Here is a 25,984-nt window from a genome sequence, read left to right on the forward strand (position 1 = left end):
TGGGAGTAAATTACGAATATCCGAAAGAAATGGAGAAACATTACACGGTTAGAGATGTTATAGGAAGTTTGCCAGAGCCGCCTGAAGATGGAAGTGATAGAATGATTTATATAACTGGCGACTGTCATCGGAATTTTGAGAGATTTAATACAAGGAATTTTCCAGAACAAAAGGAAATGTCAAAAGAAGATTATGTAATTATCTGTGGAGATTTTGGAGGAATCTGGGATCAGGAAGAGGAAAGTAAAGAAGAAACAATGCTCATGGACTGGCTGGATTGTAAATCATTTACCACTTTATTTGTAGATGGTAATCATGAGAATTTTGACAGACTCTATGAGTATCCGGTAGAGGAATGGCATGGCGGAAAAGTTCATAAGATCAGACCATCTGTCATTCACCTGATGCGCGGCCAGATATTTGAAATTGAAGGAAAAAGTATATTTACATTTGGTGGTGCGAGCAGTTATGATATTGATGGAGGGATTCTGGATCTGGACGATCCTGACTATAAGAACAAGAAGAAAAGGCTTGATCGCGGATGGAAGCCTTATCGACTTAATCATGTGAGCTGGTGGCAGCAGGAGCTTCCAGCCATAGAAGAGATGGAAGAGGGACGAAAGAATCTGACAGCACATGATAATTCGGTGGATTTTATCGTGACACATTGCTGTGCGTCGAGCACACAGATTCAGTTAGGCGGAAGTATGTACAAGCCAGACATATTAACAACTTATTTTGAAGAGATCAGGCAGAATACAAAGTTCAAGAAATGGTTCTTCGGGCATTATCATGATAATCAGAATGTGAGTGCGGAAGAGATATTGCTCTATGAGCAGATTATAAGAATTGTGTAACAGGAGATAATTAGAAATTAAGCCGGCTAGAGCAGAGATGTTCTGGCTGGCTTTATTGCTATAAAAAAAGAATGCGGATGTAGAACTTGAGCAATTGAATAAAAGGGTGGTGACAACAAATTTAAAAGGTTAATGGAAATTTTTGGTGAATACAGAAAACGCTATATAAATTCCAGTGTAGTAATGATACAATTAATATAAGAATGTTTAATTGCGGTTTACGGCGCTCAGCAGTCACTATTCCGTTTTAGAACGACCGCTTTCCGAAGTGAACTTGATGTGCCTGTGTTAAAGCGAGAGATAATGGAAGAATTAGACACAGAAGTAACTGTTGGAGAATGGATTGAAACAATAGAATATGATTATCCGATGTTTCATCTTTCCATGGATTGTTTTTGGTGTGAGATTGTAAAAGGGAATTTGGTGTTAGAGGAACATGAGGCAGCAAGATGGTTAAGTGAAGAGCAGCTAGATGAAGTAGAATGGTTACCGGCAGATGTGACACTTATTGAGAAGATTAGAAAGGAAATGAATGGGTAATAGGGTATGATTTCAGCAAAACCAACTAAAAATTTTGTATAGAGGTAGATTTTTCACGGCGGACTGAAGCATATATAAGAGGATGAGTTATGAGGAAAAAGAGAATTATATTAAAAAGAAGTATTTCTGCATTAGTAATAGGTGCAGTGACGATTTCAATTCTGGCAGGAGCGACATCCGCATCAAGCAGCGTGAATGCAGATGATGCGACGGCAAGTGTAGCTGTGTTTGAAAATCTGTTGAACGATCGCTCTTTTGTAGTCGATACATTTACGCAAGATACGATGCCGGAATCTAATCCATATGGAAGACTGGATGGAGTTGCAAATACAGATTATCTGTCTACGGATTTTCTGAAACAATATGAGAATGATCCGATTTTTAAAAGTGGTGTGAGTCTTTATTACAGAATGAACCATACAGGGGAGACAATCAGTGAGATTCCATCGGTACTTCTGGATGTTTTTGCAACGGATGCAGACTGGACAAAATTCTGCGCTGGTGCAAAGAGCAAAAATTATGATTCTCTGCTAACAAGCATTTATCAGAATGATTACAAATCCGTTTCAGGTAATTCTATTGGCAGTGAAGAGGAAGGTATGCAGACATTGCGGGCATATTCTGATTTATTGGACAATTCAAAAACCAAAGATGCATCAAAATGGTTGAATGACTATTTAGGAGCCATTACAGATGTTAATGATATAGATAAATATAATTACCTGTTAAAAAATACGGAGCTATACGATGAAAATCTGACAAAGTATGTATCAAATGTGAAAAAAACATTGCTTCAGGCATCAAAAAATTCAGATGGCAAAAAAGAGATGAAAGATTTTTCGGATTTGTATGAAGCACAGTTTTATGCGGATTACGGCGCGGGCGATATACCGCATAAATGGGATGATCAGTATAAGACCATGCAGATTGATAAATATGGCAGCAAAATTAAGAAAATTGCCAAAAGCGTAAAAACAGTGATCAGCACAGGTGTATCAACCGTTAATAATATCGTGATGATGGAAAATCTCTACAGAAATCAGGAGTCCATGCACGATACGCTGGTACGTGTACGCAGTAATGCAACGAAAAATAATGATAACACATTTATCCGTGCGTCATCTTCTTATCTGAGTCTGCTGGAATCTGATGAGCTTGGTGACAATGTTATTAGAAGTGCAGCGCTGAAATCTATTTACGATTATGGCAGCGACGAGCTTGGCAAATATGTATGGGACACTGCAAAGGGTGGTGCCAGAGATGAAGCTGCGATTATGGTTGCCAGAAAAACAGGGATGGACACATTGAGCTCCAAAATGGCGGTATCTGCAGCAGTCGGCAGAGCCAATGCGATACTGGCTGTAGGAAAAGACCTTATTAATTATGGAACCGGCTTTGATGATGTCTGTGAAAAAATATATTTAATGAAATATCTGCAGGAAATAAAACAGTACGCAGTTGATGCATTTAATGATGATAAGAATAATTATAATAAATATAAAAGCCAGGCTGATATGAAAAATATGGATATCTGGGCATCGGCAGCAATAGATGATCTGCAATTTATTAAAAGAATTGTGCTGCTCCAGAATGATCTGGGATACCAAACTGCAAATGCACAGATTGGCAGCAAATATGGAGAAATCCTTTCGTGGATTGATGGATGCAATGACGCAGCAGGATTGGAAGCAAGATACACGAATCTTCAAAATGCACTTGTGGATACGACAATCAATCCGGTTTCCACAAATCCGATTTCAGTTGACGAAGGCTGCACTTTGCAGATTATCCACTCAACAGACAGTGACTTGCAGACATATGCAGTTTATACGAACAGAAGTGGACAGAAGTGTTCCATTGCAGAATTTGAAAATGTGATGCTTGCCGGTATTCGGATCAACGGTGGTACATTGAAGATCAGTGACCAGTCGAAAGAAGAAATGAAGTTTAATGGTTTATTTGTAACGGATAAGGCAGGAAATCTTGAAATTACCGGCAACGGCGGAGAGATTTATGTCGGCAGACTGGATATCAATGGATTTTTACAGATAAATGATAAATGCTCGAAAAAGATTAATGTAGCAAGTAACCTTAATATCAGAAACTATGTAAGCATTAAGAACATGGATATCCATGTGGCTGGAAACTGCAATGTGGCTGGAAGTCTGGAATTTGCTAGCAGTGAACTGGTTGTAGATGGAAATATGGAGGCTGACAATGGGTATCTGCAGATGCAGGATACCGAGGACAAACTGCTTGTGAAAGGGAATCTGACGTTAGGTGAAACATATGGAAGCAGTAAGGGGGAGTGTTTAACAAATGGAACAGTAGAAGTAAAAGGAGATTTCACCTCGAACTATAAGGAAACAGGCTCCAACTGGTATGGCTATTATGAGACAAATATGCATAAGACGATATTTTCAGGAGAGAAGACACAGAAGATTAGTTTTAAAGAGCCAAGTCAGGTAAATGGATTCAATGATAATCTGGAACTTCAAAATAACAATATCAATTTTGTAACACCACTCTACTCGCTCACAGTAAATAATGATATGACGATTTCGAAAACAGAAGATTTACAGATCGTTACGCAATTGATAATTAATAATGGATCTTTTGTAACAACTGGAAATGTTGAGGCTAACATGTTAAACATCAACAATACAAAAGAAAATCAGATACAAGGGAATCTGAATATGACTGGAACTGTTGTCTTTAAAAAGGGAAGTCTGGAAGTAGGAGGAAATGCGAAATTTGACAATGGGTATCTGCAGATGAAGGATACCGAGGATAAACTGGTTGTAAAAGGAAATATGACGTTAGGTGAAACATATGGAGGCAGTGAGAGTGATTGCTTAACAAATGGAACAGTAGAAGTGAAGGGAGATTTCACCTCGAACTATAAGGAAACAGGCTCCAACTGGTATGGCTATTATGAAACGAATACGCATAAGACAATATTTTCAGGAGAGAAGACGCAGAAGATCAGCTTTAAAGAGGCGAGTCAAGTAAATGGATTTAGTGATAAGTTGGAGCTTCAGAATAACGATATCAATTTTGCAACACCAATTTATAATGTGAAGATCAATCAGGACACACAGCTTACGAATACAGAAAAACTGATGATAACAGGTACATTAAATACAGGCGGTTATAAATTTGCAACAACCGGAAATATAGATGCAGAAAGACTGGACATGGGAGGTGCAGGAGTAGAAATTGCCGGAGATGTAGCGGTCAGAACAATGAATGTGTCAGGCAGTGATAACCTTATTAAAGGAAATCTGATGGTGAACGGAGGAGGTGCTGCCTTTAAGCAGGGAAGTCTGGAAGTAGGAGGAAATGCGGAATTTAATAATGGCTTTCTGCAGATGCAGGATACAGAAGACAAACTGCTTGTGAAAGGGAATCTGGCGTTAGGTGAAACATATGGAAGCAGTAAGGGGGAGTGTTTAACAAATGGAACAGTAGAAGTAAAAGGAGATTTCACCTCGAACTATAAGGAAACAGGCTCCAACTGGTATGGCTATTATGAGACAAATATGCATAAGACGATATTTTCAGGAGAGAAGACACAGAAGATTAGTTTTAAAGAGCCAAGTCGGGTAAATGGATTTAGTGAGAATCTGGAACTTCAAAATACAGACATTAATTTTGCGACTCCGCTCTATTCATTGACGCTGAATCAGGATACCGTACTGATTCACACAAATTTGTTAAAGATTAATGAGTTCCTGAATCTGAACGGACATAAACTGGCAACTACAGGAAAAACAGAGTGCAGCAATGTAGCCGAAAATGGTGGAACATTAGAAGAAAATCCGAAATTTGGACATAATTATTATAATCAATTGAAACCGGCTGATTTAAAAGATCATGATATTAAATATGCGGATGAAGCGTGGGTATGTACAAGCTGTGGAAAAATATTTACGGATGCAGAAGGAATTGTGGAATATGATCCAGATCCATGCAAAGACGGACATACAATCGTGATTGATCAGGGAAAAGCGGCAACCTGCACTACCGACGGACTTACAGAAGGCAAGCATTGCAGCGTCTGCAAAACCGTTCTTGTACCACAGGAAGTAATTCCTGCAAGTCATAATTGGGAAGAAAATTTCACAATTGACAAAGAACCAAGCTGCACAACGGAAGGAAGAAAATCTATCCATTGCAAGAAATGTGGCGAAACAAAGGATGAGCAGGTTATTCCGGCAACAGGTCATGATTTTACCGAATGGGAGACGATTGAAGAAACCAGTTGCACAAAAGAAGGAATTACACAGCGCCGATGTAAAATTTGTGGCTTCACAGAGACGAAAAAACTGGATAAAAAGGCGCATGAATGGGGAACAGAATATACGGTAGATCAGCCGGCAACATTTGCAGCAGATGGAAGTAAGTCTATCCACTGTAAGAATTGTGAAACGATTTCAGAAGCAATCGCAATTCCAAGGATAAACTCTGTAAAAATTTCGGCAACGGCTTATACTTATTCAGGTGGAGTAAAAACACCGTCTGTAACGGTAAAAGATGCGAACGGAAATGCATTGCACAACAAAACAGATTATATAGTGCAATATGCATCCGGCAGAAAAAATGTAGGAACGTATAAAGTAATTGTAACTTTTAAAGATAATTACAGTGGTAAAAAGACGTTATCATTTACCATTGATCCGAAAGGCACCACTATAAGCAGTTTAAGTAAATCGAAAAAAGCATTTACTGCAAAATGGAAGAAGCAGAGTGCACAGACATCCGGTTACCAGTTACTCTATTCTACAAATAGTAAGTTCAAATCTCGAAATAAGTATGTCACAGTCAGCAGTTATAAAACAACTTCGAAAACTATTAAAAAGCTGGCGGCAAAGAAGAAATATTATGTGAAAATCCGTACTTATAGGAGTGTTTCCGGTAAAAAATATTATTCCGGATGGTCGGCAGCAAAAACAGTAGTGACGAAATAAGAGCAGAAAGGATAAAGGATAAAGCACATTATGAACAAGCTGGTGATATTTGACGCTGCTGGCAACGAAATCGGGATGATACTTCAAAAAGTAATAGAAAAATCATACGTAAAGGGATATATTTGAACATAGGAATGAAAAAGAAAAAAGAATCAAGTGAACAGTTGAATATCGTCATATTTCTGCTGCTTGTGATTGCCGCATTGGTCTGTCGCTGGCTGGGGAAGATGAGCGCCGGTCGCATCTTCTTTGGCACACTTCGGACGGTGATCTACATCGGATTATATATCGGGTGGGCGATTAGCATTCATAAGAGAGTCATTCAAAAATCAGTGAGAAATACATTGCTGTTAGTCGCAGGTCTGATGGTATTTTGGTTTGTTGTACGCACGACAAAATATTTCTTCACCTATGATCTGCAGATCTCGCGCTACCTTTGGTATTGCTACTACATACCAATGCTGTTTATTCCGCTGACTGCATTGCAGGCGGCCTTTCTTCTTGGACAGCCGGAAGAATACAGGCTGCCGGGGTGGCTGAAAGGATTATGCATTCCGACGGGGATTCTTAGTATATTTGTGCTGACGAATGATCTTCACCAGCTTGTCTTTGCCTTCCCGGAAGGAGCGGCATGGTCGGATAGCAGTTATACATATGGATGGGGCTATTATACAGTGATTTTGTGGGAAATTGTCTGTGCATTGATCGGCTTCCTTTTGATGCTCTATAAATGCAGACATTCCCGAAAGAAGAAATATTTACCGCTGATCGGAATTAGTGCAACTGTACTTTACGCGGCCATTTACGTAAGTGGTGTGGAATGGATGAAGAAAATAGGTGGAGACATTACCGCAGTTTTATGTTTATTTTTTGTGGGCATACTGGAAAGCTGTGTACGTTGCGGATTGATCCAGACAAATACAGGGTATGAGCGGCTGTTTGAAGTCTGCGCATTGGGAGCCAAGATTACAGATCAGGACTATAATGTCTGCTACACATCCTCCAATGCAATGCCTTTATCTAAGAAAATAATGAAGGAAGCGATGGAGAAAGAAGTCGTGATCGATAAGAAGACACTGATACAGAACCGGGATATCCCGGGCGGTCATGTTCTCTGGCAGGAAGATATCGAAGACATCATCCAGCTTCTTGAGAGACTGGAAGAAAACAGAAAGACAATCGAAGAAAGTAACTGTATTGAGCAGGAAAATTATCAGACAAAGGCAGCCATCAATATGCTGCGTGAGAAGAATCGCTTATTTGACAAGCTACAGACACAGACCGCAAAACAGATCGATCTGTTAAATGACCTGCTCCGCCACTATGACGAGGAAGAAAATCAGGAGAAAAGCCGTAGGCTTTTAGCGAAGATCAGTCTTGTCGGAACGTATATAAAAAGACGCGGAAATCTGGAATTTATCGAAGAGAGATCAAAAATATCCGATGCCGCCGAACTGGAAGCCTGCATAGAAGAATCTTTTTCCAGCTTGCGATTGATGGACATCGACTGTGCCTGTTCGTTCCCAACCGGTGAGGAGATTTATGTAAGTGACGCTGTGTCGATGTATCAGTTTTTTGAAACAGTGGTGGAAAAATGCGTGGACACATGCAATTCTCTGTGGATAAAGCTTCGAAGCCAGGGAGAAAAGCTTCTCTTCTGTATGGAAATAGAAAGCAAGATGGATCTTACCATTTTTTCGAAAATGGTGCAGTCCTGTACATGTGAAGATGGCATATGGCGTTTTACATTTGCCGTGGAAAAGGCAGGTGAACCGTAATGCAGACATTTTTAATGATCGTTATTTTATTAAGTCTCGTAGGGAATATGATTCTGTTGTTTGCTTTTCAAAATATGAAGCTGGATGATCGAAAATGGTATATCAACATTGCACTTTTTGTGTTTTTATTTCTGCTTTTAAATGCGTTGGCCTATTCATTCGAGGCGGCCCATGGAGGAGAAATATATTTGCAAATGCCATCTGTTCCGATCGGAGTATGGTGGTGTGTTGTCGGTGTGATCGATGCGTTACTTATCTGGGAAGGACTTCGGCTGAAAAAGATGAGAACAGAAACTATCAGGCAAAATTCTATCAAAGAGGCGATGAACGTACTGCCGATCGGAATCTGTTATTTTATGGATGATGGAATGTTGAAGCTTTGCAATGAGCAGATGTATCGCCTTTTTCAGACGCTCACTCACAGAGATCTGCAAAAGCAAGAAGAATTAAAAGAAGCGCTTCAGCAATGTGAGCGCTACGGTGTGAGTCGGATCAACAACAAAGAAATCTACCTTTTCCCTGACGGGAAGGCATGGAGCTATCGGGAAAATGAAGTGACAGATCGAAAGGGAAAGGTATATACAGAAGCTATTTTTCTGGACATTACGAAACAATATGAGGAAAAAATAAATCTGACAAAGCAGACCGAAAAGTTAAAAGAAATATCAAAAGAACTCCGCTATCTGTCGGACAATGTATTGATTCTGACACGTGAGCGGGAAGTGCTTGCGGCAAAGACAAAGCTTCACGATCAGATGAGCGCCGGTCTTACTGCGATCCGCCAGAGTCTGGTGCAGGAGAACGCAGATTATAAAGATGCGGTGCGCTTGCTTCGGCAGGCCGTAAATGCAATCTGGAATGACAACCAGTATCCGCTGGAAGAAGGCGATTTTGAAAGATTTCTGCAGGATGCAAAGACACTTGGCGTGGAGGTAGTGTGCGAGGGAACATTGCCGGAGTCAGAGGAACTGGCTAATGTCTGCGTCCTTGCAATGCGTGAGTGTCTGACAAATGGCGTCTGCCATGCCGGTGCGACAAAGCTTTGGATCGAGATGCAGAATGAAAATCAGCAATGTCGCATCCGTATTACGAATAACGGAGAGACACCGGATAAAGAGATTGTTCCAAAAGGCGGATTGTATAATATTTCCAGACATGTATTTGACTATGGCGGAGAAATGCAGATACAGTCATTTCCGTATTTTGCATTGACGATTGCATTTCAAAAGGAGAGAGTATGAAACAGGTATTAATCGTTGAGGATCAGAGGATGCCTCGTGAAAATATGGAGAGAGTCATTTCAGAAAGTGACAATTATACGCTTTCTGCCAGTGTAAATGGCGCAGATGTTGCACTTGCCATATGCAGAAGACAGCGTATCGATCTTATATTGATGGATGTATGTACGTCCGGAAATAAAGACGGGATCGAAGCGGCAGCAGAGATAAAGGCAGAGTTTCCAAATATAAAAATCATTATCGTAACTTCCATGGTGGAAGTCGGATATTTGCAGCGGGCAAGAGAGGCGAAAGTAGACAGCTTCTGGTATAAGGATATCAGTCCGGAGAGACTGGACGATGTTATGGCTCGAACGATGGACGGAGAAAGTGTATTTCCGGATAAAACACCGAGCGTACAGTTAGGACTTGCCGACAGTTCAGAGCTTACAGCCAAGGAAATCGAAGTGCTACGCTATGTCTGCGATGGACTCGAATACAGTGAGATCGCAGAGCAGATGAACATCTCGCTGCGAACAGTGAAATTTCACATCTCGAATATTTTATCCAAAACAGGATATGCAAATAAGACGAGACTTGCAATCGCAGTGACAAATAAGAACTTCATCATACCGAGCAGTCAGGAAAAAAATCAATAATATTCCTTGTATGTTCAGATAATACTTATCTGACAGATAAAATTCTCAGTAAAAATAACGAAAACCTGTCCATATGGACAGGTTTTATTTTTTGTCTCTCTGTTATAATCTATTATAAGAAAACTATGTCGTTTGAGGAGGTAAAGACCAGTAACTTAGTTGGAAAAGAAGAAGGAGGGATATGTTATGAAAAACTGGAAATCGGGACGAATATGTAACTATCTAATGAAAAGATTGCTGTTGTGCGCCCTGGTTGTAGGTGGCTGGTTCACTGCTGGTATTGGAGCGAAAGCGGAATCGCTTACTCACTCAGTGGAATTTAAATCTGAAGAATCACAAATAGTACAATTTGAGAGAGCAGATGGGCTTGAGCAGCATATTGAAGTAACAAATAATACACAGAGGCCGATGAAAGTAACATTTTCGCACAATGTTCCTATACGGAATTACAATACGAAATTATGGATAGGCGGTCATGAAGTTGCCAGCCGTATGGCTACAGCAGTAAAGGATGCAAATGTACTATATTTATATCCGTGCCAGTGGGTAGAAAAGGCCTGTGAAGTGGAATTTACAACATCTGCACCAGCTTATACGGATATTACTATCAGCGCAGAATACATTGATCAAAAAATCGGATTCAAAGAAGACGAGATTGGTCTTACAAAAGATACAGCATATGAGATTCCGTTATCCGGACATCCGTACAGTCTTTATGAAGGTCTGACAGGAACGGGAACAGATAAACGCTGGTACAAGTTTAATGTTGCAGACAGGGCAGTGATTGATCCAAGCTTCCATCTTGTTAACACAGAAAGAGCAACTTATTTCGGACAGAATCGTACTTTCATTCGTGTCTATGACTCTAATAATAATCAAATCTATAGCGAAGGATCCTCACAATACAATGGCAAAGAGGCGTGGGAGCCTGGAGCAAAGGTGTTAACGCGTGGAACATATTATGTATGTATATCAACAAGTAATGCTGCTTATTACCCGGCAATTTTTGATTTTAATCTGAATGGACATGACTATATTTCGGCTGAGAAGATTAAATGCTCTCATAAAGAAGTGAAAAAATCACAGTTAGGAAATATAAAGGTTGTTGCTGAGACGGTACCTGCAAATTCCGATGACAAGATTGTAGAAGTATATGATCATATTTCCGGAAAGTCATGGAAGCACAACAGCAATAAAGTTACGCATAGTGAAGTTCCGGTATACAATATTAAAGCTGGTAGACAGAGCTGGCTTACATTCAAGACAAAGAATGGAAAAACCTATACAACGAATCTCTACGTACCGGCAGAGAAATTTAAAAAACCGAAAGTAATAGCTTACCATAATTATGCAAAAGTAACTGTAGGATCAGCAAAGATGATGGGTACAAATGCCAGAATTCAGATTTATAAAGGTGGCAAATGGACAACAGTAAAAACGGTAAACTATATGTACTGCCCAGATGCGATGAAAATAAAGAATTTGAAGCCGTTGACAACCTATAAGTTCCGCACACAGGCTTATGCGAATGGAACAACCGGTACACCGTCTGATGTAGTGACAGTAAAGACTGGATCTGCTGTGAAACCAGTTGTGAAGTCTATTAAGATTGTACAGAAGAAAAAGATAAAAGTAAATGGCTGGACATCTCCGGGACACTGGAGTGGAGGTTACTGGTATCCGCCGATTTATCACAAACCGTACACATGGACAAAATACAAAGTAAAAGTTACTTTAAAGAAGAAAGTTCCGAAGATTGGTGGTATGAGGATCGGTGATACATGGACAAAAGGCAATAAGACAAGCTACACTGTATGGCTGCCAAAGGGAGCACAGACAGGTAAGAAGCTGAATATTTATATGAATACAGGATTAAGCAAGAGCAATGGTCAGGGACCGCAGATTAAAAAAGTGATCAAAGCGAAGTAACGCTTCCTAAAAACACCTGAAAAACAACAAAACCGCAAGTGGCGTAAGCTGTTTGCGGTTTTGTTGTTTTGTGACTTTGGGATCCATTGCTACAATGAATAATTTCCTGCGAAATTGATTATATACTGTCCTTTAGGACGGGGTGAAAAAGAAATCTATATGTTATACTTTATTTACAAATAATATATTGTGCTTGAATTATCAGACAAAATGGATGATTGTCTTCTGATGAGTGGAAAATTATCCTGAAAAGTATTATGCAAAGGAGGCGTAGATGATATGAAAACAAAAAGACAAGGACAGAGTAAATTATTTGTAGTGCTTGCAACACTTCTGGCGATTGTATTTTTTTCATTTGCCGGGGAGACAGATGTAAAAGCTGCTGAGACGTACACACAAAATTATACACCGACGAGAAAGTCTCCGTTGAAAAAGATTGAATATATCAATCGTGGGGATAATACATTTGATATTAATGTAACGGTAGATTTGTCGGTATATTATCCAAATGATGTTTTGGGTATTCACGATTATGATATAACTGCGTGGACGAATGGTACAAGTGGGAAAGAGTATGTTGCTTTAATAGGCGGCGAAATAGATGTAGGAAAATATGTGCATACTCATCAGATTAGGAGCGAACATCTGAAACATGTAAAACCAGGAGAAAAATTCTGGATTAGATATGAACTTTACAAGAATCTTCAACTTGAGGAGTATGGTCCATATTGTGATTTTGAAGCAAGGGAATTGACAGCACCGACTATTAAAGAGCCGGAACAGACTGAGAATTTATTTAGCAAAGTAAACAGGTACACATGGAGTGTCAAGTCTTCAAATGGAAAAGAATATTCAGAAATCAATGCAGAGATGGAAGCAACAAAAGCACCTGGTCAGGGTGAATCCTTATGGGCATATAATAAGGATGACGGCATGATATATGGTAGGTCTTTTACCAACAAGATTAAAGCACTTGTATATCGTGATTTGGAGTCAAAAGAAATTGATATAACTGGTGTTAAGACAGGAATGGTTCTTGTAATTGCAAAAGATGCGGCATCGGCAAAAACAGCAGGAGATGCAATTACATTAAAGGATAGTGATAGGGTTAGATTTGATCAGGCTGCATATACTAAATCAGTAGCGGCGAAGGGCTACAAGTTTCAAATGGGTTCTGATCGATATGATCAGCTTATCGGTTACATTGATGCGTCAAGTTATAGTTATGCTACGGCACATATCGTAGAAGTCTATAATTACTCAACAAAAAATGGAGAAGGATCACTTTTTAAAAGATATGTGATTAAAGGAAGTAATAATTATCAGAGAAGTTTTAAACTTACAGGATTAAAACCTGGCACGGCCAAGCATTATACAGTGCATCTTATACGAGCAGATTCAAGTGGAACTGAATATGAATATATAGATAACCAATATTGGACATTGAAATCAGCAAGCTTTAAAACACCATCTGTTTCAGGTGTTAAATTTGCACCTAAAAAAGCAAAACTTATAATAAATGTACCGTCTACACAGGCGGGTAAAGGTCTTTCCACTATGCATGTATACAAAGGAAATAAGAAGATTAAAACAATTAAGAGTAATGGAAAAACAAGAATTACCTTTGTATATAGTGGAAGTAAAGCAAGTACTTCTTCTTATAAAGTAAAAGCGGTTTGCGCAAAGAATACAAAGATTACAAAGACTAGTAAGGCAAAGAAACCGGTTGCTAGTAAGTATAAGAGGCAAGGATGGATCAATCCGAATATAAATGCGATTACGCCATATGCAACAGCAACATTTGTACCGTGGGAAATGAGTTATTACAATGGCAAGGTAACAGTTACAGGATATGTTGTAAACAATCGTATTTTTAAGCTTAAAACTTATAAAGTGAAGGTTGGAGTTGGAGTCGATAATAAGATTTACGCATCAACAACAAAGACTTATAAGAATGTAAAAGACAGTACAATTAAAAAGGTTAAATTTTCATTTAAGTCAAAGAAAGCACTTGATTTCGTTAATAACTCCCCAACATGGAGTGTGAGAACACTGAAATCTGTATGGTAATGCATTTAGAAACACGATCAATAATAATCGTATGATAAGGGGCTAGAGAAGACATTAAAGTCAATTGGATTTTATCGTTTGACGCTTTCGGCGGAGTGTTACGATAAGCACTTCGCCATTTTTATTTTGATTAAGAACAGTCACCTTTTTACATATAATCGCACAGCATCTTTATGTGAAAAGCGTGATATCAGTAAATACAGATTATATTCTAGCACCAAAGTATTCACATTATTTTATTCGTTATGCTTTTTCTTGTCGGTGGTTTTATAGATATTTCAACAATCCATGCAGAAGCAGGAAGCAGAACAGGAAGCATTCAAATTATTTACAAGGAGAGAAATAGTTCGGATAAAGAAGTGACTCTTTCCGGAGCAAAGTTCTCGATATTTCCAATTCAATACATGAAAAATGATGAGCTGGTCTGGGAAAATGGTTTTAAAGATTCAGGGATATCATTACAAGATACCAGTGCAGAAGCAAGAGAAAAACAAGCAAAACAATTGTTTGCATTTGCGAAGAAAAATGATATTTCCGGTTTAATGCAAGAAACAGATAGTTTGGGATGCACGAGTTTTGGAGAAGTGGATGAAGGAATTTATCTGATTGCACAGATTGGAAATGTGGAAAGTGGTACAGTTTTCACCAGAGCATTGTAGATTTTATTCAAAACATTACGCTCGCCCAGACTGCCGACATCCTGGTCACGGGTATCTTCCAAAAGGCAATGCGACTACAAAGAAATCAATACTGCAGAATTGCAAAAACAGAGCCGACAGTTGACCTCGGAAAAGATGAAACTCTATGATGATTGAGTGTAACCGTATGGTTGGTTCAGGTAGTGCAGCTTCCTTTTTTGTGTGTGCGTAGAGGGCTGATTGGTGTTGTCTTGGGGGCCAGCGCCTCCCCCGGGCAAAATTATCATTAACTATAAAAACTATGTTGCACGAGGGCATATTCTGCTATAATAAAAGGCAGAATGACCAAAGGAAGTAAAGGGGATTAGTATGGAGCGTTATAAAGTACTTCTGGTAGATGATGAAGTGGAAGTTATTGATATTATGGAGCAAAAGATTCATTGGAATGATCTTGGATTCAAGGTTGTGGGCAGTGCAACGAACGGCGTGAAAGCATTAGAGCTTGTGGAGAAGCTCCAGCCGGACGTTGTGCTTACGGACATTAAGATGCCTTACATGAACGGGTTGCAGCTTGCGAGAAGACTGAACGAGGATTATCCGAATATTTACATTATGATTTGTACCGGTTTCGATGAATTTGAGTATGCAAAGGAAGCGGTGCATTTAGAAATCAAAGAATATATGTTGAAGCCGATCAACTCGACAGAACTGTCTGCAAGTCTTGAGGACTTGAAAGAGACACTGGATCGAGAGCGAGAAGAAAAATTGAATGTAAAGAAATTAAATAATTACTTTCAGGAGGCACTGCCGAAGCTGCAGTCGAATTTTCTTATTTCGCTTATCGAAGGAAGAGTTGGTGAAGAGGATTATGACCGGTTTTTACAGGCGTATCAGCTTGATATGAAAGGACCGCATTTTTGCTGTGTGATCTTTCATACTTCTGCAAATCATGTGCCGGATGGAATGGATCCGTTGCTTCTTTCCATGTCCGTAGAGCGCGAGATCAAAGACCGGCTCGTAGAAGAGTGGGAATGCAAGGAATTTATTTACATGGGCAATACGCTTCTTATTTTGGAACTTGATTCAAAGGAGAAGATGGCACAGGTGACAGATGCCTGCGACAGATTCTGCCGTTGGGCTTATCGAATTATGGGAGCAGTCGTTACGGCAGGAATCGGAACGGTGTGTGACAGCCTTCGTGACATCAGCATTTCTTATGAAGGGGCGAGAGATGCCATTTCTTATCGTGTGCTGTATGGTACAAAGCGCGCCATCAACATCGGAGAGATTGTCCCAAAAGAGCAGAAGCAGACAGCGCAGCCGGAAGAGATCAGCATGCAGGAGCTTCTTCGCGCGATCCGTATCGGTGATCCGGAAGAGATTAAGGAGATGGCACACAAGGAAATTGAGAAAATTTATAAAAATACAGAGACAATCAGCCAGCATAATCTGGCAACATTAGAGATTGTCAGCAGATTTGTTCGCTTCTGTACAAATAACTCGCTTGATTTCAATGAGATTTCCGGATATTCGCAAAATATTTACGAAAAAGTATCACAGATGGATGAAAGCTTGCTTACAAACTGGACGGTCAATATGTCTATGGCAATCAGCGACTGTCTTATGAATGCCAGAAATAATACATCGAAAAGACTGATCGTAGACGCCCAGAACATTGTGAAAGACCGATATATGGAGGCCGACATTTCGCTCGATGAAGTGTGTGCACAGCTTGGTGTGTCGAACTCTTACTTTTCATCTATTTTCAAAAAAGAAGTAGGAAAGTCTTTTATTTCTTATCTGACAGATTACCGAATGGATATCGCAGAGGACCTGGTTCTTAACACAGATGAGAAGAGTTACACGATCGCAGAGAAGGTAGGGTATCTGGATGCGAACTATTTCAGTTACGTATTTAAGAAGAAATTTGGTGTTTCACCTTCCAAATACCGGGCATCTGCGAAAAAATAATGCACGTGAAGGGAATAGAATAGCGTGAAAAACAGATTGAGAAAATTTTCAAAAGAAAATATAACATTCAACATCCAGTCGATCATCATGTCGGTGCTTATGGCGATCACTGTTGTGACAATCGTTGTTATGGGATTTTTGCTCTATCACCGTTTCAAGCTCGCCATTGATCGAATGGCGGTTGCGAATACAGAATCGAACGTAGAGAGTATGGTGGACCGTGTAAATGCGGATCTTTTGGATATGCGTCAGATTTTCAATGCGGCGAACTACAATATCGTTCAGGAATTTGACATTTCCAGCCGTGAATTTACCGAGCAGTTCAGTCTTCTGTACGAAACGAATTCGGACAAGGTGCAGAGCGTGGCGCTGTATGGAAGTGATGGGAAACTTATCAGTTCTGAGCCGGTATCGGTGGAGAAGAAAATAGACGTAACAAGGCAGGACTGGTACCGGAATGCGGAGGACGCAATTGAAAATATCCATTTCTCCGTTCCGCATATCCAAAATCTTTTTGCGGATGGTTCTTACCGTTTCCATCGAGTTGTTTCGCTGAGCCGCTATGTGGATGTCAACGACGGCGATAAGCCGCGAAGTGGTGTCCTCTTAGTGGATATGAAATATTCGGTTATTGAGGATGTGTTAAAACAGATCAATGACTCTTCGGAAGGCATTTACTATTATCTTATCAGCCGCGATGGAGAAATTATTTACCATCCGAGAAGAGCAGAGATGGACCGAGGGCTTTTTAACGAAAAGAGTGTCGGAACAGCCAAATACGAAGATGGAACGTATTCCATCAATGCGGATGGCCATAGGGAAAGCATTGTTGTCGGAAGTATTGCATATACCGGATGGAAACTTGTCGGTGTTGTGCCGGAGAGTGTGCAGACTGCAAGCATCAATCGATTCCGTTACTATGTATTTACGACGATCACAATTCTTCTGATGATGCTCCTTTATGGAAATAGATTAGTTTCCCGAAAGATTTCCAAACCGATCCGCCAGCTGGAAGAGTCCGTAAAAGACCATGAGGCCGGTGGAAAACCGGACATTTACATTGGAGGTTCTACGGAGATCCGACATTTGGGATATTCCGTTCAGAAGTCTTACGAGCAGATTGAGACTTTGATGGAAGAGATCATCCGCCAGCAGAATGAGCGAAGAAAGAGCGAGCTGGATGCATTGCAGAGCCAGATCAATCCACATTTTCTTTATAATACGCTGGAGTCGATCACGTGGATGATCGAGGCATACAAAAATGAAGGTGCTGTCGTTATGATTTCAGAGCTTGCGAAACTTTTGCGTGTCAGTTTGTCCCGGGGAAAGACAATTATTTCTATCAAGGATGAATTGCAGCACAGCCGAAGTTATATGAATATACAGCTTGTGCGCTATAAAGAGCGTTTTAAGATGGAATTTCAGATTGATGAAGAGATTGAAAAATATTGCATTGTAAAATTAGTCATTCAGCCGATCTTGGAAAATGCAATTTACTATGGCGTTGGAAATATGGATGAGGACGATGACGGCAAGATCATCGTGCGCGGTGAGAAGAAAGGCGATGACATTTACATTTCCATTGAGGATAATGGAATGGGCATGCGCGAAGAAGTGTTGGAAAATATTTTGACAAATAATAATAAAGTTCCAAAGCACGGTTCCGGCGTAGGTGTTATTAACGTACATTCGAGAATCAAGCTTATGTTCGGTGAGCAGTATGGACTGGAAGTGTACAGCGAACCGGATGAGGGAACGAAAGTTGTAATCCACATTCCGGCGATTTTGCATACGCCTGAGAATGCGGAAATGCTGGAAATGCAAAAATACACGCAGGGGAGGAATTTAGATGAAAAAAAATAAAATAACCTTCCTCGTGCTGGAGACGATTTTGCTTGTGCTGGCATTGTTTTTCGTGTTGAAGATTTTCGATAAAAATGTGCCGGAGAAGCGAGTGGCAGTCATTCTCTCCGAATCGGGTGACAACCGCTGGGATTCGCTTATAAAAGGCCTGAAGCAGGCGGCGGATATCAATGGTCTTCATATGATCATCTGCAATACGGATAAGATTGACAGTACGGAGACGGAAAAAGAAATCATAAATGAACAGAAAAATAATGATATCGATGCATTTATCATTTGCCCGGCGCCGGGTGCGGACACCGAAAAAATGATCAAAAAGCAGTGCTCCGGCATCCCGTATATTCTTATTATGGATGAATTTTATAACGGAACGCAGTTGATTAATGGGCAATCTTCAGACAGGGCGTCTCAGAATAAAGCGACTTCGGAATCGGCGAAAAAATCGCTTGGTGCAGTGATCGGGCCGGATTATTATAAAATCGGTACAACATTAGGAAAGCAGATTGGCAAAAAGAAGAAGACGGTAGGAATTGTAGCCGACTGGCGAGAGTCTGCGGCAAATCGTCAGATGATCAAAGGTTTGAAAGACGTGCTTAAAGATACCGAAAATGAAATCAGCTGGTGCTATTACCGTCAAAAAGGACAGGACATCTGTGAAAGTGTAGCCCAGAAAAGTGATGTGGACGCCCTAGTCGTGCTGGATTCGAAAGCGTTGGAAGAGCTTGGCGAGAAATCGGAGCAAGGCACATACAGCAAGGCAGAAATATATGGAATTGGCAGCAGTGAAAAGGCAATCGTCTTGCTTGATGACGGAGTGCTCAACGGCCTTATCGTTCCGGATACCTATTCCGTCGGCTACAAGAGCGTAGAAGAGATTGCGCAGAAACTGAACCGCAGATTTTATCGAATCAAAGGTCATGAGACAGATATAAAGATATTTAGCAAACCAATATTTTCTTTAGATGACAATATGGAAAGGTTCATGTATTCCTATGAGTAAAAGAAATGAAAGAAACAGAAAGTATAAACGTGTGATCGCAGTTACATTAATGCTCACCCTTCTCGCATCTGGATGTGGAAAGGAAAAGCCGAAGTCCAATAATATTCTTCGAGTTGGTGTCGTAACGTACACCCAGGATGATCCATTTATCAATGCTATGACAGATAAATTGAAAGAGAATTTCAAGGAAATGGAATCCGAAGATTTTAAGATTATCGTGTCTGTGAAAAATGGAGATGATAACCAGCAGGATCAAAATGAGATCGTAGAAGAAATGATCGACGCTGGATGTGACGTGCTTTGTGTAAATCTCGTTGACAGAACAGCGCCATCCCGCATTATAAGGATGGCGAAACAAGAAAGTATACCGATCATTTTCTTTAACCGTGAGCCGGTAAAAGAAGACATTATGCAGTGGGAGAAACTATATTATGTCGGATGTGACGCAGAGCAGTCTGGCGTAATGCAAGGTGAAATTGTTGCAAACTACCTTAAAAATCATCCGGAGGTGGATGTGAACAAAGATGGCAAGATACAGTATGTTCTTTTAGAAGGTGAGGCCGGTCACCAGGATGCCATTAGCCGAACGGACTATGCAGTAAAGACACTGATCGAACACGATGTGAAATTAGAAAAATTAAGCTATCAGTTTGCAGACTGGAACCGTGGGCAGGCGGAAAATCGAATGACCCGTCTCATCCAGCAATATGGCAAAGAAATCGAACTTGTTATTTCAAATAACGACGAGATGGCATTGGGCGCTGTGGAGGCTTGCAGAAAGGCCGGATACAGAGGAAATGATTGGCCGGTGATTTTCGGAATTGACGGGCTGGAGGATGCTCTGAATGCGATCAAGAACGGCCAGATGCAAGGAACTGTCTACAACGACAACGAAGACCAGGCAAGTGAGCTTGCGAAGTTGTCTGTGGAAGTATTTCGCGGGGACAACAAGTATCGAAGCCAGCTGACGGACGGCAGATATTATGTCTCTGAATACCGTCAGGTAGATGAGGAGAATGTAGATGAGTTCTTGGAAAAATAGTCCGGAGAAGTTATTAGGAAAAATAAGTATAGATAGCGTGAGATAGCGTGAGAAGAGAGCGAAAGGATAGAAAAATGGACAATACATGGGTAGCACAGTTTTATGAGGAAACCGATCCGGTGAAGCGAATGGAAATGCTGGAGGCGCATGGAGAAGATGCAGCCGGTGAGGAGGCGAGTGAGGAAGCGAAAAGAAATGCATGCAGGAAAGAATTGTGGGTTGTGCGCTATGGAAAACGCAGACCAAGAAAAGATGAATTTGTCGGAGGCTTTGTGGAATTAAAAGGCATGGCAGAGGCAACGACAATCGATATCGGTGGCATGCGCAGAAAGCAGGCTGCAAAAATCCTTTCCACATTGGGGTTATCCGCAGTAAGACTACAGGATGAACTGTACAAAGAAGTACTTCTGGCGGAACTTCAGAATGCATTCAAGCGTTACTTTGAAGTGAGCCGCGGAGGCAGAGGATTTACTTCTCTCGTATTTGGAATGGGACAGCTTTCAGACGAAGGCGTTGCAAAGAAGCTTGCAGAGCAGGTCAGTATTATTGCTTTTAAGGCACCGCGGATGCTTCGTATGGAGAAAGAATTCGCACTGCTTAAGGAAGCGGCACTTCTTGCTTTTAGAGAGGAATATCCGAATAGAGAGCATTTTTTGAATAAGTAGAATATATTTCGGGCAAGAAAAACCCCGGCCGGTGCGGTCGGGGTTTTTTGATGTGTGATTGTGGGTTGTTACTGGTGTCCGCAAGACAACACCAATCAGCCCTCTACGCACACAAAAAAAAGGAAGCTGCCGCCCCGCGATTAAGAAATCGCGGGGCGGCAGCTTCCTTTATGTACATCCACTTAATGGAAGGACAATTTAATTATTTCTTCTGGACATATTTCAGACAGTCAAGTGTTACGGCTGCGAGGATGATAATACCTTCGAAGATGAACTGAAGGTTTGTATCAATACCAAGGATTGTCAGAGAGTATGTAAGAGATGTGAAGATAAGTACACCAGTTACAACTCCGGAAATCTTACCGATACCACCAGTAAATGATACACCACCAACTACGCAGGCTGCAATGGCATCCATATCCCATCCTTGTCCGTAAGCTGCACTACCTGAACCAACCATACGGTTACACTCAAGCCATGAACCAAATCCATAAAGGATACCAGCAAGGATAAATGCTCCCATTGTTACTTTGAATACGGAAATACCAGAAACTGCTGCTGCTTCCGGGTTTCCACCTACAGCGTAGAGGTTTTTACCAAATGTTGTTTTGTTCCAGATGAACCATACGATTGCAACTGCAGCTACAGCCCAAAGTACGATTGTCGGGAATCTTCCAGCCTGTGGAATGAACATTTTCGGAATCTCTGAATCAATCGCACCGAAGGAAACACCTTTTGTTGCGTATGTTACAAGACCGAAGATGATAAGCATGTTCGCCATTGTAGAAATGAACGGATGCATCTTAAATCTTGCCATGAAGAATCCAGCGATCATAGAGAATACAGTTGTCAGGATTACACAAACGCCTAATGCTAATAAAGCTTTCGGTACCGGAGCCATCTTTGAGAAGTCAAATACATGTCCGAATACTGTACCTGTGTTGATTCCGTTATGCATGATGATTGTAGATGTTACCATACCCATACCAACCATACGTCCTACGGAAAGGTCTGTACCTGTTAAGAGGATCAGTCCTGCAACACCAAGTGCTAAGAACATACGAGGTGAAGCCTGCTGTAAAATATTCAAAATGTTAGTTGCTGTAAATAACTGTGTATTCTTTACGATTGGTGTAATGATACACAGAGCGATGAAGATTAAAATGATTACAATGTAAAGACCATTCTTGTATAAGAACTGTGCTACATTGAAAGAATATTTATAGTTTTCAATCTTCTGTGCATACTGCTGAGAAAGTGTAAATTCAGACATTCTCAGAAGGTCGATCAAATGGAATTTGTGCATATATGCATCATGTTTTCTGTCTTTGATTTCCTGTACTCTTGACTCGTGAGTCATTTCCGCATCAAAGAGGTGATTCTTTAATACATATTTCTCAGCTTTAATCTCTTCAGAGTCTTTCAGAGCTGCAACTTTTTTCTTGTGCTCTTCCTGAAGTTTCATTTTAACCTTAGCGTATCTGCTCTCTTCGTCCTTCATCTCAGTTTCGCAGCTCTTAGCTACGATATTATAATAGTCGTTATTATAATGTTTAGCGAGATATCCTTCAGCGTCAGCAATCAGCTTGTTGATCGTTGCTTTGTTTTTATTTTCAACAGCAACTGCTTTTTCAAGCTCTTTCTTGCTGTTAGCAATAATCTTAGAACTCTCTTCTTTGCTTAAGTTTTTATCTTCTTTTGCGATTGCGATCTGGTTCTTTAAAGTATTCACTTTATCTGTACCTTCGATACGCAATTCGTCAATCTGTTTCTGAATCTTACCTACATATTCATCAATCGGTTGGAGAAGTTTCGCTTCTTCTTCAGCCGAGATAATAAAGCTCTTTTCTGCCATTTCTAATACTCCTCTCTGTTACAAATACTTCGCACTGAGTCTCAATAATTCTTCCTGATCTGTTTCCTTTGTATTAACAATACCTGCGAGACGTCCGTTGGACATAACTCCGATACGGTTTGTAATACCAAGGATCTCCGGCATCTCTGAGGAAACAACGATAATCGTCTTTCCCTGTTTTGCCATGTTAATGATCAGTTCGTAAATTTCATATTTTGCACCAACATCGATACCTCTGGTCGGGTCATCCATCATGAATACCTGTGGTGAACGTTCTAGCCATTTTCCGAAGATCGCTTTCTGCTGGTTTCCTCCGGAAAGGTTTGAGATCATATCATCCGGTCCCATACATTTTGTATGCATAACCTTGATTTCCTCAGCAGTTGCACGTACCATTCTGTCATGTGATAATGCAATACCTTTTTTGTAATGATTCATGTTCGCGATCGTAGTGTTAAATGTAATATCGCCTTTCAGGAACAATCCGTTGGCCTTTCTTTCCTCTGTGATCAGAGCAAATCCGTGGTCCATTGCATCCTTAGGTGATGTAAAGTTCATAACTTTACCGTTGTATAATACATTTCCTTCTGCTCTTGTACGTATTCCGAAAATAGTTTCCAGAAGTTCTGTACGTCCGGCTCCAACCAGACCATAGAATCCAAAGATTTCTCCTTTTTTGATATCAAAGGAAATATTCTGAAGTTTTGGTGCATACTTTGTTGAAAGATTTTGTACAGAGAAAATGGTTTCTCCCGGTTCATTGTCAACAGGCGGGAATCTGTTATCCAGAGAACGACCAACCATGGCTGCAATCAATTCGTTCATATCTGTGTTCTTGCTCTCTTTTGTCATAACAAGGCTACCATCTCGCAGTACGGAGATCTCATCACAGATATTGAAAATTTCGTCCATCTTATGTGAAATATAGATCAGGGAAATTCCCTGTGCTTTCAGCTGACGCATCATTTTGAAAAGTTTTTCAACCTCTGGTGCTGTCAGGGATGATGTAGGCTCATCCAAAACGATTACCTTAGAATTATAAGAAATTGCTTTTGCAATCTCACACATCTGTCTCTGAGATACAGACATCTTCTTCATAGGCTGTGTCAGGTTTGCTGTGATTCCAAGCTTTCTGAACAACTGTGCTGTTTCTTTTTTCATTCTTCCCTCGTCGATAACTCCAAGTGAATTCTTTGGATATCGACCAAGGAACATATTGTCAATAACGCTTCTTTCAAGACACTGGTTCAACTCCTGATGTACCATCGCTACACCGTTCTCCAGTGCATCCTTCGGTCCTGAGAAGTTTACTTCTTTGCCATCTAATATTATTGTCCCCTCATCTTTCTGATAAGTTCCAAAGAGACATTTCATCATCGTCGATTTTCCGGCACCGTTTTCACCCATAAGTCCCATAATGGTTCCAGGTTTCACATTCATGTTGATACCCTTCAGTACTTTATTTCTACCGAATGATTTACTCATGCCATTAATCGATAAGATGTATTTATTCTTATCTTCTGTCATAGCTCTGCTTCCTTTTCTTATTGAAAGAGAGGTATCATCACTGACACCCCTCTATTGTTTCATTCATTTACCAGTTTACGAACTTTAATTATTTGAGAAGTTCTGTGTATGAAGATGCATTGTCTGTTTTAACCATGTTAATTGCAAATGCGTCATACTCGTCTGGGTTTCCAAGACGGTTTGTGATGTTAGACTCTGTCTGTCCATCTCCACCGATGTAGTCAACTTTCAGATTGAGAAGGTCATCGTAGTTCTCAAGAAGCGGCTGATATGTTGAGCTTAAGAAGTTATCTGAAGCATTGTAGATGTTAAGCCATACTTTCTTTTCTGGGCTCTTCTTAGCATCAAGCTGGTTAGCAACTTTTTTGTATACTACTGTTGAATCTGTAAAGTCTTTATAGTTATCAGCTGTTACAGCAATGTTTAATGCGTAGTAAGATCTCTCTTCTTCGCTATATCTGTAATCTTCGCCTTCTTTCAGACAGTTACCAGCATCATCTTTTGTTCCGATACCTGTGTTAATGTCTACTCCGTCAAGAGCGTTACGAAGAACTCTCAGTGTCAGGTACGCCTGAACGTCTGCATGCTGAGAAATTGTTCCGCCGTATCCTTCTGCGATAGCTGCTACAGCGTCACTGTTTGCATCGTATCCGAATGTAGGTACTTTGTTTTTCTTAGCCCATGCGTTGAACATTGACATTCCCATACCATCGTTGTTAGAAACAACTACGTCGATCTTATCTCCGAAAGAAGCTTTCCATGTTCCGATAGCGTTACCTGCTGTAGCGGCATCCCATGTAGCTCCTGCTGCATTCTTCATTTCCTGAGAAGCAAGCTCACGAACTGTGTATTTCTTTCCATTAACTTCAAGTGTTGCGTCTTTAACAATTTTAGATTTTCCATCTACGTTTGTTCCAGCTGGTTTAGAGTTGATTTCTTTCTTCTCTTCAATACCTGTTCCGAGTGCTTTACGAACTCCACGTGTACGAGCGATTGAATCGTTGTGTCCGATATCACCGATTGCAAGAACATATCCGATAACTCCGTCACCGTTTCTATCGATCTTGTCGATGTTAGCTTTGATGTAATCAAGAACCATCTGTCCCTGAAGTTCAGCTCCCTGGTTAGCATCGAAACCTACATAGTAAGTATTTTTGTTGAAGCTAAGAGCATCTTTGTCAAGCTCTCCTGTTGAGCTGTTAGATGGCTGACGGTTAAACCAGCAAAGTGGTTTGTCCTTGTTCGCTACCTTAGTGTCAGATGAGTCTGAAGATCCTGAAGATCCTGAAGATCCACATCCTGCCAATGATAATGCGAGTATTACTGCCATCATTGATGCAACTACTTTTCTTTTTTTCATTGTTGTTTTCCTCCCGTTTTGTGAAATTTGTTTTAAAACATGT

At 40.5% G+C, this 25,984-nt stretch carries 16 protein-coding genes and 1 pseudogene; 14 read left to right on the forward strand and 3 right to left on the reverse strand.

Going from position 1 to position 25,984, the window contains the following annotated elements; all coding sequences use genetic code 11:
• The 14 genes and pseudogenes from H8S07_RS12850 to H8S07_RS12915 all read left to right on the forward strand — a co-directional run.
• A partial coding sequence (locus H8S07_RS12850; protein ID WP_330598588.1) for a metallophosphoesterase occupies positions 1 to 857 on the forward strand: 857 nt, incomplete at its 5' end.
• Positions 858 to 1,145: 288 nt separating this feature from the next.
• Positions 1,146 to 1,397 (forward strand): annotated as a pseudogene (locus H8S07_RS12855) (8-oxo-dGTP diphosphatase MutT); the annotation flags it as partial.
• A gap of 89 nt (positions 1,398 to 1,486) precedes the next feature.
• On the forward strand, positions 1,487 to 6,367 hold the full coding sequence (locus tag H8S07_RS12860; RefSeq protein WP_186856153.1) for a hypothetical protein: 4,881 nt from the start codon (positions 1,487 to 1,489) through the stop codon (positions 6,365 to 6,367).
• Positions 6,368 to 6,501: 134 nt separating this feature from the next.
• Positions 6,502 to 8,145: a histidine kinase N-terminal 7TM domain-containing protein gene (locus H8S07_RS12865; RefSeq protein ID WP_186856154.1), complete on the forward strand. Its 1,644-nt coding sequence runs from the start codon at positions 6,502 to 6,504 to the stop codon at positions 8,143 to 8,145.
• Complete coding sequence (locus tag H8S07_RS12870) at positions 8,145 to 9,386, forward strand: sensor histidine kinase (protein WP_186856155.1); 1,242 nt, start codon at positions 8,145 to 8,147, stop codon at positions 9,384 to 9,386. The genes H8S07_RS12865 and H8S07_RS12870 overlap by 1 nt, the downstream gene beginning before the upstream one ends.
• Entirely contained in the window at positions 9,383 to 10,021 is a 639-nt protein-coding gene (locus tag H8S07_RS12875; RefSeq protein ID WP_186856156.1) for a response regulator transcription factor, read from the forward strand. Before H8S07_RS12870 ends, H8S07_RS12875 begins: the two co-directional genes overlap by 4 nt.
• A 186-nt stretch (positions 10,022 to 10,207) precedes the next feature.
• Positions 10,208 to 11,950 carry a fibronectin type III domain-containing protein gene (locus tag H8S07_RS12880; protein WP_186856157.1) on the forward strand — a complete coding sequence of 581 codons (1,743 nt, stop codon included), beginning with the start codon at positions 10,208 to 10,210 and terminating at the stop codon, positions 11,948 to 11,950.
• Positions 11,951 to 12,229: 279 nt separating this feature from the next.
• Positions 12,230 to 14,020, forward strand: a complete 1,791-nt coding sequence (locus tag H8S07_RS12885; protein ID WP_186856158.1) for a hypothetical protein — start codon at positions 12,230 to 12,232, stop codon at positions 14,018 to 14,020.
• A gap of 404 nt (positions 14,021 to 14,424) precedes the next feature.
• Positions 14,425 to 14,679, forward strand: coding sequence for a hypothetical protein (locus H8S07_RS14525; protein WP_243176029.1), 255 nt, complete (start codon positions 14,425 to 14,427; stop codon positions 14,677 to 14,679).
• 348 nt (positions 14,680 to 15,027) lie between these two features.
• Positions 15,028 to 16,629: a response regulator gene (locus H8S07_RS12895; RefSeq protein WP_117538043.1), complete on the forward strand. Its 1,602-nt coding sequence runs from the start codon at positions 15,028 to 15,030 to the stop codon at positions 16,627 to 16,629.
• A gap of 87 nt (positions 16,630 to 16,716) precedes the next feature.
• The gene (locus tag H8S07_RS12900) at positions 16,717 to 18,492 is read left to right on the forward strand and encodes a cache domain-containing sensor histidine kinase (RefSeq protein WP_117538087.1); all 1,776 of its coding nucleotides are present in this window, start codon (positions 16,717 to 16,719) and stop codon (positions 18,490 to 18,492) included.
• On the forward strand, positions 18,479 to 19,492 hold the full coding sequence (locus tag H8S07_RS12905) for a sugar ABC transporter substrate-binding protein (protein WP_021860340.1): 1,014 nt from the start codon (positions 18,479 to 18,481) through the stop codon (positions 19,490 to 19,492). Before H8S07_RS12900 ends, H8S07_RS12905 begins: the two co-directional genes overlap by 14 nt.
• Positions 19,485 to 20,534: a galactose ABC transporter substrate-binding protein gene (locus tag H8S07_RS12910; protein WP_021860341.1), complete on the forward strand. Its 1,050-nt coding sequence runs from the start codon at positions 19,485 to 19,487 to the stop codon at positions 20,532 to 20,534. Before H8S07_RS12905 ends, H8S07_RS12910 begins: the two co-directional genes overlap by 8 nt.
• Before the next feature lie 74 nt (positions 20,535 to 20,608).
• Complete coding sequence (locus H8S07_RS12915) at positions 20,609 to 21,199, forward strand: DUF6553 family protein (RefSeq protein ID WP_118520333.1); 591 nt, start codon at positions 20,609 to 20,611, stop codon at positions 21,197 to 21,199.
• A 202-nt stretch (positions 21,200 to 21,401) separates the two neighbouring features.
• Here the strand turns inward: H8S07_RS12915 and H8S07_RS12920 are convergent, their stop codons facing one another.
• The 3 genes from H8S07_RS12920 to H8S07_RS12930 all read right to left on the reverse strand — a co-directional run bounded on the left by H8S07_RS12920 (position 21,402) and on the right by H8S07_RS12930 (position 25,941).
• On the reverse strand, positions 21,402 to 23,054 hold the full coding sequence (locus H8S07_RS12920; protein WP_117538046.1) for a galactose/methyl galactoside ABC transporter permease MglC: 1,653 nt from the start codon (positions 23,052 to 23,054) through the stop codon (positions 21,402 to 21,404).
• An 18-nt stretch (positions 23,055 to 23,072) separates the two neighbouring features.
• On the reverse strand, positions 23,073 to 24,581 hold the full coding sequence (locus H8S07_RS12925) for a sugar ABC transporter ATP-binding protein (RefSeq protein WP_118661261.1): 1,509 nt from the start codon (positions 24,579 to 24,581) through the stop codon (positions 23,073 to 23,075).
• 88 nt (positions 24,582 to 24,669) lie between these two features.
• Positions 24,670 to 25,941, reverse strand: a complete 1,272-nt coding sequence (locus tag H8S07_RS12930; RefSeq protein WP_117538048.1) for a substrate-binding domain-containing protein — start codon at positions 25,939 to 25,941, stop codon at positions 24,670 to 24,672.
• Between the last annotated feature and the right edge of the window lie 43 nt (positions 25,942 to 25,984).

The organism is Dorea hominis, from assembly GCF_014287705.1.
Classification (GTDB): Bacteria; Bacillota; Clostridia; order Lachnospirales; family Lachnospiraceae; genus Dorea_D; species Dorea_D hominis.